Here is a 14,205-nt window from a genome sequence, read left to right as displayed (position 1 = left end):
ATTCTGTTGAGACTTATGAGATTTTCGAGATAGTACGAACGAGTGGGGCTGGATGAATATTTTTGATTTCGATGATAAGGCTGCGAGTGGCTGTCAGATTCCTCACTGGTCGCTTGCTTGCTTCGAAGCTCAGGATTTTCCTGAGCCGATCTCGCGGACACGCGAAGGCGAAGTGTTTTGGCCGGATTTACTGCTAGCAACCAGAACAAGCTTTCCGTTTGATCCTACTCTGGTCGTTCCAGTGTCGCATTGTCTCCGAGGCCGGCAGATCATGCTCAAAGCCGCAAAAAGCTACTTGACCAAACAGGTCAGCATGGTGGGGAACCGCAATGAAAGCCTTTGAGTTCGACCACCACCTCATTGATTCCTACGCTCGGTTTTCCCGATCCTTCAGCACGATACGCGCAGAGGATCTTCGCCAAGAGATAGAACGGCAATACGACGTCGGACGGTTCTGGCCGGATGCTCTGCTTTCGCTGAACCCGCGGTTTCTCTCGGGGCCGACGGTTGACGACCTGGTGGCTTCAGGGGACCTCGACGAAGCAACTGGAAAGATTTTCAGATTCGGCGAAGTTCCTCTGAGGTTTCACCGGCATCAAGCGCAGGCGATAGCTAAGGCACGCGCCAGTCAGAGCTATGTGGTTACGACAGGTACCGGCTCAGGAAAATCGCTCTGCTTCTTCGTGCCAGTTGTGGACGCCATTGTCCGTGCCCGTAAGGCGGGCGCTCCCCGCAAGACGCGCGCGATCATCGTCTACCCAATGAACGCTCTGGCAAACAGCCAGATCAAGGAAATCGAGAAGTTTATCTCCCAGTCTGGGCTAGCCGACGATGTGAAGCCGATCGTGCGGCGTTACACCGGGCAAGAGAGTGCGGAAGAACGCCAGAAGATTGCCAACAATCCGCCGGACATTCTGCTGACCAATTTCATGATGGCTGAGCTGCTGCTGACCCGTCAGGATAGCCTGGATTCGCAAGTCATCGATAATGCCAAGGGGCTCGAGTTCATCGTACTTGATGAACTGCACACCTATCGTGGCCGTCAGGGTGCGGATGTTGCGATCCTCGTGCGACGCCTTCGGAACCGCTGCGCTCCAGACAAGGCTCCGATCTGTATCGGCACCTCTGCCACCATGGCCAGTGAGGGATCTGAGGCCGGCCGCGCAAAGTCAGTTGCAGACGTCGCATCCCGGCTGTTCGGCGCGTCGATCGGGCCAGACGCGGTGATCGATGAGTCCCTGCAACGAGCAACCGATGACCTCTTGAAGCTCGAAGATGTGCGGCCAAAGCTCGCCAAGGTACTTGAAAACGCCATTCCAGAGACGCTGACCGATGAGGAACTGAAGCAGCATCCACTCGCGGTATGGGCAGAACTGGCGATCGGTCTTGAAGATGGGCAGGAACTGAAGCGCAAGAAGCCGATCCCATTCAATGAGGCGCTAGAACTGCTCTCGACCGATAGCGGCCTGGACGTAGAAACCTGCAGACACAGCTTTGAGCAGTTTCTGACGCGGGTCAGCCTGCCGGAAAAGGAGCGCGGCGGCACTGGGTCAGGGGCCTTTCTGGCGTTCAAACTTCACCGTTTTATCTCGGGCGCCGGCGAAATCTTCACAACGCTGACGGAGCGGCCGCGGCGGGTTCTGTTCGAAGGGCAGCTCGAGGATCCGGATGCTCCAGGGCATCGCCTGTACCCGACACGGTTCTGCCGACAATGCGGCCAGGAGGTCCATGTCGTCACGAGGTCAGAAGATGCCCACGGCATCCGCTATCTGCCGCGCAACATCGACGATACGCCGATGGACGATCCTGATGGTGATGTCGCTGGCTACCTGACGCCGACGGGAGACGATGAGCCGGATTACGCATTTACGGGCGAGGTTGAGACATACCCGGAAGACTGGCGAGAGGAACGCAACGGGATTGAACGCCTCCGCTCGAACCGAAAACCCCGGCTTCCACAAATGGTCACAGTGAGCGCAGATGGACGATACGACCAATCTGGCAAAGGTTTCTGGTTCATTCCAGGCAAGTTCGGTTTTTGCCCATGCTGCCTTGATCAGCCGCATCCGAGCATGCGCGAGCGCAGCAAGTTGGCGGGCCTATCAGGCGAAGGCCGAAGCTCGGCTACCACCCAGCTTGTCGCCACCGCCCTCGAATGGATGAACGGGGACAATAGTGGCGTCCCCGCAGAGAAGCGGAAGCTGCTCGGATTTACGGACAATCGGCAGGATGCAGCGCTGCAGGCAGGTCACTTCAATGACTTCCTGTTCGTAAGCCTGCTGCGCGGTGCAATCCTGCGAGCGGTCCTCGATGCTGGCGATGAGGGTATGACCGAAGACGAGTTCGGTCTGCGCGTCGTGAAAGCTCTTGGGTTCACCGCGGCCAACAAGGCTGCCCGGATCCATTGGATGCTGGATCCAGAAGCGGGTGCAGTGGTGCGGGAAGACGCACAACGATCACTTGCCAAGGTGCTTGCCCATCGCGTCTGGACAGACCTCAGGCGCGGATGGCGTTACACCAATCCAAGCCTCTCGGTGCTCAAGCTGATCGACGTCGAGTTCATCGGGCTGGATGATATCGCGGAAGACACGGAAGGCCTCATGGCCGTGCTTCCCGAGCTTGGCGGCCTCGATGTGGAAGCCCGCAAGAAGCTCCTCAAAGAACTGCTTGGCGCCATGTTAGAGGGCTTGGCGGTCAGCACCGAGGCGCTCGAACTGACTGTGCTCGATTCCGTCGCTCAAAAGTCCCGAAATCTCCTGAGGACTCCCTGGGCAATGGACCAGAAAGAAACACCGCGCAGCCGCACGACGCTCTTTCTGCAGGCCCCAGGGAAAGACCGCGTCGGGCTGCGTGAAGAACAGACCATCATTCGTGCCGGTCACAATTCCCGCGTTGGCCGCCTGATCAATCGCAAGAGCATGATCGGCACGAAGCTCAACAAGACCGATTATCTCACCGTGATGACAGGGCTGATGGAGCTCCTCGCTCGCGAAGGCCTGGTCTCTCTCGTCGAGATCGAAGCGGACCTGCTCGGCTGGCGTCTCTCACCGTCCGCCGTCCGCCTTGTCCCCGGAGCTGCGGTGCGCAATGGCACTGCGGAGGGCAACCGGTATTTCCACGACCTCTACAGCTCCATTGCTGCGGACCTCAAGCGGGGCAAAAGCACATACTGGGGCCTCGAAGGGCGTGAGCATACGGCCCAGGTCTCCCAAAAGCAGCGCGAATGGCGGGAATGGCGCTTCCGCTTCGAGGATGATGACCGCGCCAAGTTGAAGGACAATCTGGCCGAGATCAAAGCGGCCGGGGAATCCGACCAGTTCCTGCCCGCTCTCTTCTGCTCGCCGACGATGGAACTCGGCGTCGACATTTCAGCACTGAACGCCGTCTACCTTCGCAACGTTCCGCCCACACCGGCCAACTATGCGCAGCGCGCTGGTCGAGCCGGACGATCGGGTCAGGCAGCGGTGATCGTGACCTACTGCGCAGCCCAGTCACCTCACGACCAGTATTTCTTCGAACGGCGCAACGACATGGTTGCCGGCGTCGTGCGGCCGCCCGCCCTCGACATCACCAACGAGGAACTGGTGCGCTCGCATCTCCATGCTGTCTGGGTGGCTGAGGCGAAGCTCGCGCTCTCGCCCGACATCCCGGAAATCCTCGATCTCAGCCAGCCGAAGTACCCGCTGAAACAGGAGATCCTGGACGCAATCAATCAACCCAAGCTGGTGACCACAGCGCGCGATCCGATGAAGATGGTTCTCGACCAGATTCTCGCCTCGGTGGATGGGCGAAAACCAATCTGGATGGGCGACGCTAATGACTTCGTGCTCGAAGTCGCAATGAGCGCTCCGCAAGAGTTCGATCGCGCCTTCGATCGCTGGCGGGAACTTTACAATTCTGCCCGAACACAGCTCATGGAGGCGAATGCCCGCTCCGAGATCACCGGTCTTTCCGGGGCCGATCGCCGCAAGATCAAGGCCGCACAAATGCAGGCAAGCGATCAGATTGCGATCCTTGAACAGGGCAAGGCCTCGAACGGCTCGGACTTCTATTCGTATCGCTACCTGGCAACCGAAGGTTTCCTGCCAGGATACAACTTCCCAAGGCTTCCACTCTACGCCTTCGTGCCCGGCGAGGGGAAAACTGGGTCATTCCTGCAACGCGCCCGCTTCCTCGCCATTTCGGAATTCGGTCCACGCAGCCTGATCTATCACGAGGGCCGTGCCTACCGGGTGATGAAGGCGAAGCTGCCGCCCGAAGTCCGGACTGGAGACGGGTCAGAGCTCGCCACCAAGGACATTTTCATCTGCTCCAATTGCGGTGCATGTCATGAAGGGGAAGTGGAACGTTGCCATGCATGCGACGCCCCGATGGCCGGCGAAGTTCCGGTCCAGCGAACCCTGCGAATCGACAACGTCGAAGCAGCCCCAGCCGATCGGATCACCGCGAATGATGAGGAGCGTGTTCGGCAGGGCTTCGACATCCAGACGGTATTTTCCTGGCCCAAGCGGGATGGCCGTCTCCAGATCACAGAAGCGGATTTCCGTTGCGGTGAGACATCGATCCTGGCTCTGCAATACGCGAATAGTGCGGAGATCAGCCGCATCAACAAGGGGTTGAAGCGCCGCAAGAACCAGACCGTTTTCGGGTTCAACATCGACCCTCGCAGCGGGTATTGGGCCAAGTCCGAGGACGAAGACCCGGATGTGGATGTCCCGCCTGACGTCGCAAAGCCGGTTCGCATCGTTCCGATCGTTCGGGATCGCAAGAACGCCCTTCTGATCCGCTTCCGCGAGCCCGAAGCTTACACACCCGAAACGACGGCGACCGTCCAGCACGCGCTTTTGCGCGGTATCGAGGTGGTCTTCCAGCTGGAGGAAGGGGAGATTCTCGGCGAGCCCCTGCCTGCCCGCGACAATCGCCGCTCAATTCTCGCCTACGAGGCCACGGAAGGAGGAGCCGGTGTTTTAAACCGCCTGGTTGAAGATCCACAGGCCTTGGGCAAGGTTGCCAGGGAAGCTCTGGCGCTCATGCATTTTAAGAAGGTGGACGAGGCAATTGCAGCTGGAGACGCAAAGCTTCTGGCTGATCGCGAGGGCGAGGCCTGTGTCCGGGGCTGCTATCGTTGCCTGCTCTCTTATTTCAATCAGCCAGATCATGAGCTGATCGACCGCACGAGCGATGAGGCAAAACAGATGCTGATCGATCTCGCGCGGGGCGAGGTCGTGCTTTCCAGCGCGCAACCGCGGTCCGAGAGTGCGTCTGGATGGGAGCAGGCCTTCAAGGATGCTGGCCTACCTGCGCCAGATGATTCATCCGTGAATTTTGCGGACCAGGAGATGGATTTCGCCTGGCGGAGCCACTTCATCGCTGCCTGCGCTGCGCCCTTGACGCCAGCGGCTCGCGAAACCTCCGACACCAAGGGCTGGACGGTATTCGAGTTGCCGGACGCAATGTCCGTCCCCGAAGCGATGATCAAGATGTTCAAGGGTTAAGCCGATGACCGTGAATTTTGCCCCTGGAGATCTCGTCCGTGCCCGTGGGCGCGAGTGGGTTGCGTTGCCCGCGCCGCGCGAAGGCATCTTGGCGCTGCGTCCCCTCTCGGGAAGCGAGAATGACATGGTCATACTCGACCCCGGACTTGAGATGATGCCAGTCGAGGCTGCCCGCTTCGATCTGCCGGACGACGCTTCACCCACTGTCCAATCGAAGGCCGCCCTCCTGGCGGACGCCCTGCGCCTGACGCTTCGACGGGGTGCTGGTCCATTCCGATCGGCCGCGCAGTTAGCCTTCGAGCCAAGAACATATCAGCTTGTGCCGCTGCTTATGGCGCTGCGTCTGCCAGTGGTCCGCCTGCTGATCGCCGACGATGTTGGTATCGGCAAGACGATCGAGGCCGGCCTGATCCTGCGGGAGCTTATGGATCGTGGAGAGGTCGACGCCTTTTCGGTGCTGTGTCCGCCCCATCTGGTCGAGCAATGGGTTCTGGAGCTCAAGAACCGGTTCGGCATAGATGCTGTGGCGGTCACCTCGGGAACCGCTGCTCGGCTGGAACGAGGATTGCCTCTCGCCCAGACACTCTTCGACGCATATCCCTACACGGTTGTCAGTCTCGACTACATCAAGGCTGACAGGCGTCGCGAGGGTTTCGCGCGCGCCTGTCCCGACTTTGTAATTGTCGATGAGGCCCATGCCTGCGTGGGCACTCACAAAGGCAAGCAGCAGCGTTTCGAACTGCTCTCTGGCTTGGCCCGTGATCCGGATCGCCGCATGGTCATGCTTACGGCAACGCCACATTCTGGTGATGAACAGGCGTTTGCGCGACTCCTCTCCCTCATCGATCCGTCCTTTGCATCAATGGACTTTGAGGACGCGAGGTTCCGCGAGCGCCTTGCTCGGCATCTCGTCCAGCGTCGCAGGATCGACATCACATCTGGCGAATGGGGCGAAGAGCGGGCGTTTCCGCGCAAGGACGAAATGGAAGGCGGCCTGCCTTATCGTCTCTCGAAGGATCACCTCGCCTTTCAGGAAGCCGTTCTGGATTACTGCTTTGGCGTCGTCTTCAAAGCCGGAACCGGCCAACGCGAACGCCGTCTCGCTTTCTGGGGCACCCTGGCCTTGATGCGGTGCGTTGGTTCGTCGCCTGCCGCGGCGCTTAGCGCTCTCAGAAACCGGGCCTCAAATGAGAGTGAGCGTCTCGAACCTCAGATCTACGACGAGGATGGTGACGATGAAGATGCCGTAGACATCGAGCCGAGCGCGAACTTCGATGCTGACCCTGCGCTTCTAGCCCTGGTTCAGCATGCCGAGGAGCTCGTTGCAAAGCCTGACCCGAAACTGTCGGCATTGATCGATGTTCTAACGCCGCTCATCAAGAAAGGGGCAAACCCGGTCGTATTCTGTCGCTATCTTGCCACTGCTGAACATGTGCGCGCCGGATTGCGCAAGGCCTTTCCCAAGCTGAAGGTCGAAGCGGTCACGGGCGTTCTCACCCCGGACGAACGTCGCGACCGGGTGGCAGATATGGGGCCAGCCGAAGACGAGAAGGATGTTCAGCGCATTCTGGTCGCCACGGACTGCCTGTCAGAGGGCATCAACCTCCAGCAGCTCTTTGATACGGTCATCCACTACGACCTCTCTTGGAACCCGACACGGCATCAGCAACGCGAAGGCCGCGTGGATCGCTTCGGTCAGCCTGCGGAACTGGTGCGTTCCATCATGATGTTTTCGCCTGACAGCGCGATCGACGGGGCGGTTCTCGAGGTCATTTTGCGCAAGGCGGAAGAAATCCGGAAGGCAACCGGGGTGACCGTGCCGTTGCCCGAGGAGCGGGGCCCTGTGACCGATGCTCTCATGGCGTCGATGATGCTACGACGCGGCGAAACCCGCCAGTTGGCCCTTGATCTGCGTCTCGACGATGGAACGAAGGCCATGGAGGCACGCTGGCGCGACGCATCCGAGAATGAGAAGAAATCCCGCGCCCGGTTCGCCCAGAATGCCATGAAACCGCAGGAAGTGGCCCCGGAATGGGAGAAGGCGCAAACGCTTCTAGGTTCCCCTGCGGATGTGAGGACCTTCGTCGACCGGACGATGTCCCGCTTCGGTGCGCCGTTAGAACCCCGTAAGTCTGTCCTCTTGGCGCATGTGCATGCCCTTGACGGCGCATTGAGGGAGAGGCTGTCCCAGCGGGATCTTACAGGCTCTGTACGTCTCGCAGTTGCCGAGCCTGCGCCTACAGGAACCGCACTTTTGACGCGGACGCATCCGCTGACCTCGACGCTGGCGGAAGCGTTGGTCGAAGCCTCGCTCGATCCGGAAACCCTCTCCGGCCTGGGGATTGGCAGAGTTGGCGCGTGGCCGACCACGGCGGTTGACCAGGTGACCCGGATTGCGCTGCTTCGGATCCGCTACAAGCTGACGGTTCATTCCCGGAAAGAGCGATTGCTGCTGGCCGAAGAGGCGACGCTCGTCGCGATTGAGGGTAACCAGATCGTGGCAACCGGCGAAGCTGCCCGGGACTTGCTGAACACGCCTGCAACTGCCGACCTGGCAACGCCGGCCCGCGACCGCTTCATCAACAAGGCCAGAGAGGACCTTCCATCCTTGCTTGATGGCCCCTTGGCATTCTTTGTGAAATCAAGGGTCGAAGAACTGAGCCAAGACCATGCCCGTCTCCGCGCCGCTGCCGGATCCGCATCGCGCGTCACCGTCGAAGCCGTCACACCGCCAGATGTGATTGGCCTTTTCGTCCTGATGCCGAGCGAGGTGTAAGCAATGGCGCGCAAGACCATCACTGACATGTCGGCCTGGCCATCGCTTACGCTGGAAGGCAATCTGATTGCACCGGCCGTGGTCGCGCAGATTGCCGAGCCGAAGGACGATGCGGACACCCGGGCGGGTTATGGCATCCGCAAGGGTCTGACGATCCGTGAAGAGATCTCGACCGCGTTTCGCGTGGGCCAGTCTCATTTCGATGCCTTCGCGAGACTGGAGAACCCCTCGGTCGAAGCGACGCGCCGCTTTGTTCGCGAGTTCCTGAAAGAAACCTTCGGTTTCGATGATCTCGCGCCGCAGCAAGGCGCCGTATCGTTCCTGGCCGGTGGACGGGTGCCGATCGTCGTCGTGCCGCCCGCTGATGACAAGCTTGATCGCCGCAGCCCGACGCTGTCGACCGATCGCTCGCGCTCGCCTGCTTTCGCGCTCCAGGACTATCTGAACGACGACGACGACGCGCTTTGGGGTCTGGTTACCAACGGCGTCCTGATCCGCCTGATGCGGGATAACGCATCCCTGACCCGGCCGGCCTACATCGAAGCGGACCTCGCACAGATCTTCGCGAATGAGGATGCTGCCTCCTTCTCGATCCTGTGGTTGATGATCCACCGCAGCCGATTTGGATCGGAAGGCGCATCTGCAGCCGACTGCGATCTCGAACGCTGGCGCGACGCTGGATCGCGTGAAGGCGAAGCCGCGAGAGACCGTCTCGCCGATCAAGTGGAACTCGCGCTGAAATGCTTGGGCTCTGGCTTTCTTGAAGCCAATCCGGAACTCGCAGCGAGGCTGAAATCAGGGCAGATCAATCTTACCGAGTGGTTCAACGAACTGCTTCGCCTCGTCTATCGGCTGATCTTCCTCATGGTCGCCGAAGACCGGAACTTGCTACACTCTGAAAAAGCCGGGGCAGACGCGCGCAAGCTCTACGCCGAAGGGTACAGTCTGGCGGCGCTGCGCATCCAATGCGTCCGTGCGGCGACGTGGGACAAGCACTTCGACCGTTTTGAGGGCGTCAAAGTCATCTTCCGCGCCCTGGCGCATGGCGAAGATCGGCTGGCCCTACCGGCTCTAGGCGGCCTTTTCGCTGAGGACAGGCTCCCCCACCTGGCAACCGCCCGTTTGCGCAACAAGGCGTTCATGGAGACGCTATTCCGCCTGTCCTGGCTATCGGACAAAACCGGCATGGTGCCGGTGAATTGGCGGGCAATGGAGACCGAAGAGCTGGGTTCCGTTTACGAATCCCTCCTCGAACTCCAGCCGCAGCTGGGCGAAGATGGCAAGACGCTGGTCTTTGCCTCGGAAGCCGCCGAGCAGAAAGGCAACCAGCGCAAGACCAGCGGGTCCTACTATACCCCCGACAGCCTCGTTCAGGCGCTGCTTGATACCGCGCTTGATCCCGTTTTGGACAAGACCGAGGCTGAGGCAGAGGATCCCGCCAAGGCCCTTCTGAAGCTTTCGGTGATCGATCCGGCGTGCGGTTCAGGCCATTTCCTGTTGGCAGCCGCACGTCGTATTGCCACGCGTGTGGCCCGCATCCGGGCCGATGGTACGCCGTCGCTGGCCGATTTCCGCCATGCCCTCCGGGATGTTGCCCGATCTTGTCTGTATGGGGTCGATCGCAACCCCATGGCCGTAGAACTGACCAAGGTCGCACTTTGGATCGAAACGATTGATCCCGGCCTCCCGCTCGGGTTCTTTGATGCGCAGATCCGTTGCGGTGATGCGCTGCTAGGTGTGTTCGACCTCAAGGTGTTGGAAGATGGCATCCCCGACACTGCCTACAAGGCCTTGGCCGCAGACGACAAGGACGTGGCGCGATACTACGTTGGAAAGAACAGGAGGGAGATCGGGGAAAAGGAGCGCGTTGCAGGAGGCTTCGGTTTCCAACGCGCGCAGGACCTGACCCGTGCCTTCGAGGCCCTTCGCAGCATGCCGGAAGACACGGTCAAACAAATCGAGGCCAAGGCTGCACGCTTGAGTGAACTGACGGCGCAAGGTGCAGTGGCCTGGCAGCTGGAGGCGGCTTGCGACCTTTATGTCTCGGCATTTTTGATGCCCAAGTCGAAAGGCGGAGATCATTCCGGACCGGATGGAATGCCGCGCCGGGGCACCGAGACAATTCCGACTTCTGGTACCCTATGGGAGTGGCTGCGAGGAGTTGATCCATTCGCCCCGCTGTTCAGTCAGGCCATTGATGCCGCGCGGCGCGCCCGAGCGTTCCATTGGCCGCTGGAATTCCCTGACGTGATGCAACGCGGCGGCTTCGACGTGGTGTTGGGCAACCCGCCGTGGGATACGATGAGCCCCGATTACAAGGAGTTTTTCTCGGTCTACGATCCGGGAATACGCCACATGTCGCCCGATGAGCAGAAAGAGGCTTACGCTCGGCTGCTGGGCAATCCCGTCATTGCGCGGCGCTGGGACCAGCATTGTGCCGATCTCTATTCGGCAGTCCACTTCATCAAGTCGAGCGGTCGCTACCGCCTGTTTTCGGAAGGCAACCTGGGCAAGGGAGACTTCAATGTCTACCGGATGTTCGTGGAAACCGCGTTGGCGGCCACGAAGGAAGGCCGCGTGGCTGCTCAGTTCGTGCCGGAAGGCCTTTACAACGGGGCCAATGCCACCGCGATCCGCAAGGAACTGTTTTCCGCATTCCGATTGGAGCGTTTGGCGGGATTCGAAAACACGCATGGGATCTGGTTCTCCAAAATCGACACGCGCATGAAATTCTGCCTCTATGTCGCCTGGAAGGGCGGCAAGACGGAGGCGTTTCACGCAGCCTTCCGGGTGAACACCCTGGACAAGTTGCAAGAGCTCAAATCCGGCGGCGGATTGACCATTCCGGTTTCGGTTGTCGCGGAATTCTCGCCCGAAGCCCTGGCTGTGATGGAATTCGCCGCGCAATCCGAGATCGATATCTGCGCCCGGATGTATGCGCTGTATCCCAAGTTCGGCGCTGAAGTCGAAGGGGCACCCTATCGGCATTACATGCGTGAAGTGGACATGGGCACAGATCGCGGCCTGTTCTCGGACGGTAGCGATGGGCTGCCGGTGTTCGAGGGGCGCATGATCGACGCCTATGATTACAGGGCAAAAGGATATCTCTCAGGGCGCGGTCGATCCTCAGTGTGGGACGATTTCCCGTTCGGCGAAGCCAACAAGCAAATCCAACCCCAATGGCGTATCCTGCCCGAACGAATTCCCGACAAGCTGGGAGACAGGATCTATCGTTACCGGATCGGGTTCGGCGACGTGGCCAGTCCCACCAATCAGCGGGGGCTGATCGCCGCGATGATCCCACCAGAAACAATCTGTGGCGATAAAGTGCCGACGATCATTCTCGGCCCAGACGATGAAGACCACTTTCTTTGGCTGGGCGTGGCGAACTCGATCGTCATGGACTTCTTGGTTCGCAAGAAGGTTTCTCTGAAGATGTCCTATACAATTATGGACAGCCTCCCATTCCCAAGGCTGTGCAAGGAGACGCCATCCTCACGAGAAATCGTCCAGCGTGTCTGCTCCTTGTGCGCCACCGGACCAGAGATGGAATCCCTGCGAAATCGGGCGATTGCGGCAGGCATTTTGGCTGATCCATTCGCCATCGCTGAGGACCCGGAACAGCGCGCCGTGACGGCAGCCGAGATTGACGTTCTGGTAGCCCGCGATGTCTTCCAGCTTTCGAAGGACGAGATGCTCTACATTCTCGACCCGGACAATATCATGGGCAAAGACTGCGGTGTCGAAACATTCAAGGCCCTCCGCAATGCTGAACTGCGGGAGTTCAACGAATTCAGAACCCAGCGACTTATCGAGGAAGCATGGGATCGAGTGTGATGTGGCTCTCCATTCCCACCGGCGCCACGGCCTGCGTTGATGCGTTCGCGGGCCTCAAGATGCTGAACCTCGGATCGATCGCGGGGATGCAATGATCAAAAACCCCCAGTCTTTCGTCGTCCGCGAAGAGTGCGAAAAGGCCACTTGGCAGAATGGATTTCGCCGAAAGCTTGGGGAGGCGGACGGATGGGCCGCGTTCGCTTCAACCACTGCACATGGCACGATCTATCTCGCCGCAGCAGGCTCGCAGGGGCCGTGGTTCATGGCGCTTGACCACGCCGGCGTCATCGATGAGCTGGATTTGCCAGCTGCACAACTGCCGGGCCCCGGCATCGCTCGCTATGCCTTCGAGACGCTGGGCCAGCTTTATGGCGCACTGCCGCGCGTCTATCAGTTGTCGGCCAGCCTGCCCGACGCGCCGCTTCAGGAGTTCGAGGCGAAGATCAAGGATCTGCCAACCACCACCGAGGTTGAGCGGCTCGTCGTCCAACGCATAGGTCAGAACATCTTCCGCGAACGCCTGATCGATTATTGGCAATGCCGATGCCCGCTGACCGGCATCACGGACAAGGCGCTGCTTCGCGCATCGCACATCGTTCCGTGGAAAGATTGCACAAGCAACGCTGAGCGCCTCGACGTGCACAACGGCCTGCTACTGTCGGCCCTGTGGGACGCCGCCTTTGATCGCGGCCTCGTCACCTTCGAAGATGCGGGAAAGCCGCTATTTTCGCCCGCACTCAGCGAGACGGGGCTCTCAGCCTTGCACTGGCAATCTCCTTTGCAGCTAACGGAAAAGCATAGAAAAAAGCTCGCTTGGCACCGCCAAAATCTGTTCATCAGTGCTGCAAAGTGAAATCAGCGTGGCTCCCTGTTGCTCATTCATGAGCATCATTCGTTGAAGGCAAAAAGCACGTACTTCTGTCGTGCTGTCGCATGCCGTCGCCGGGCACATGTCTGAGAGGCTATGGCGTTACCGCTGCGATTGTTGCCCCGGCGCCATAGAGGCTAGGTACGCCTCGACCCTTTCCAATGTCCGTCGTCGCGGCCTCCGCCCCATGCGTAGGTCGAGCACGAAGCGCGGATCGCCTACTGCCCGTCGCCCGAAGCGGGTGGCAGACATATGGGTATCCTTGAGATGGCGCTCGATGCGCTCCAGCAGCTTCATGGCTTACCTCGAATCAGATTCAGCTTGTGTTCTTGTTATGTTCTTATTAGGAGAACTCCATCGAGTCTAGGATGAATTCCTACATGCCACCTGGACCGCCCCTCGAAAGGCGCCGCCGATGGAGAATGTCAGAGAAGAGCTGGATCGCCTGATCCGGCAGAGAAACGTGGGTTATTCCGCGGTTTCGCGGCTGCTCAATCGCAATCCCGCTTACATTCAGCAATTCATCAAGCGCGGTTCGCCGCGCAAGCTGGATGACGAGGACCGGCGTATCCTTGCCCAGTTTTTCGGGGTCGATGAGCAGGTGCTCGGTGGACCGGCGCTTCCGGTGCGCGATGGCCTGGTCGAAGTGCCAATTCTGAACGTCGATGCCTCGGCCGGCTTTGGTGCGATCGCAGAAAGCGAGACGGCCCACACTCGGTTTGGTTTCGATGAGCGGTGGCTGGGCAAGCTGACCCGGGCGAAAGGCCCCAGCCTGTCAATCATCCATGTCCATGGGGAGTCGATGGAACCGACGCTGCGGGACGGCGATGAGGTCTTGGTCGACGCATCGGATCAGGGCTCGCGCCTGCGCGACGGAATCTACGTGCTGCGCGTCGACGATGCGCTGGTGGTGAAACGCGTGACGATCCAGCCAGGCGGACGGCAGATCACCATCTCGAGCGACAATGCCGCCTACCCGACCTGGACCGACGTGGAGCGCGCATCGATCCATGTGGTCGGCCGGGTCATCTGGTTCGGTCGTTCTGTCTGATCTGCGGCGACCTGATCCCTGCAAATCGCTCCCGGTGGCGGGCCACGAAGTCTGCCCTTGGATGCAGCGATCGATCACGCGGCAGCCGGATTTGCTGACCGGCCTGCACAGCGACATCGCAGTTGAAGGGTCAGCGACATCGTAGATGACGTGTGGGGGGAAGCGGAGGCCGGGCGTA

6 protein-coding genes are annotated in these 14,205 nt (G+C 60.0%); all 6 read left to right on the top strand.

Annotation, left to right across the window (positions count from 1 at the left end):
* The first annotated feature begins 52 nt into the window (after nt 1-52).
* The 6 genes from AC1Q5P_RS18640 (at nt 53) to AC1Q5P_RS18615 (ending at nt 14,027) form a co-directional block, all read left to right on the top strand.
* A complete protein-coding gene (locus AC1Q5P_RS18640) occupies nt 53-343 on the top strand; it encodes a hypothetical protein (protein WP_421884924.1) in 291 nt (96 codons plus the stop codon).
* Nucleotides 330-5,495 carry a DEAD/DEAH box helicase gene (locus AC1Q5P_RS18635; protein WP_421884926.1) on the top strand — a complete coding sequence of 1,722 codons (5,166 nt, stop codon included), beginning with the start codon at nt 330-332 and terminating at the stop codon, nt 5,493-5,495. The genes AC1Q5P_RS18640 and AC1Q5P_RS18635 overlap by 14 nt, the downstream gene beginning before the upstream one ends.
* Before the next feature lie 64 nt (nt 5,496-5,559).
* Nucleotides 5,560-8,271, top strand: coding sequence for a DUF8741 domain-containing protein (locus AC1Q5P_RS18630; RefSeq protein ID WP_492519750.1), 2,712 nt, complete (start codon nt 5,560-5,562; stop codon nt 8,269-8,271).
* Nucleotides 8,272-8,349: 78 nt separating this feature from the next.
* On the top strand, nt 8,350-12,108 hold the full coding sequence (locus tag AC1Q5P_RS18625; protein ID WP_492519749.1) for an Eco57I restriction-modification methylase domain-containing protein: 3,759 nt from the start codon (nt 8,350-8,352) through the stop codon (nt 12,106-12,108).
* A gap of 262 nt (nt 12,109-12,370) precedes the next feature.
* Nucleotides 12,371-12,961, top strand: a complete 591-nt coding sequence (locus AC1Q5P_RS18620; protein WP_492519748.1) for an HNH endonuclease — start codon at nt 12,371-12,373, stop codon at nt 12,959-12,961.
* Between the two features lie 430 nt (nt 12,962-13,391).
* Nucleotides 13,392-14,027 carry a S24 family peptidase gene (locus AC1Q5P_RS18615; RefSeq protein WP_184081895.1) on the top strand — a complete coding sequence of 212 codons (636 nt, stop codon included), beginning with the start codon at nt 13,392-13,394 and terminating at the stop codon, nt 14,025-14,027.
* Nucleotides 14,028-14,205: the final 178 nt, after the last annotated feature.

Source organism: Novosphingobium sp. GW835-FHT14H07 (assembly GCF_058793515.1).
Note: the sequence above shows the minus strand (reverse complement) of the source record. Positions and strands in the feature narration are given on the sequence as shown.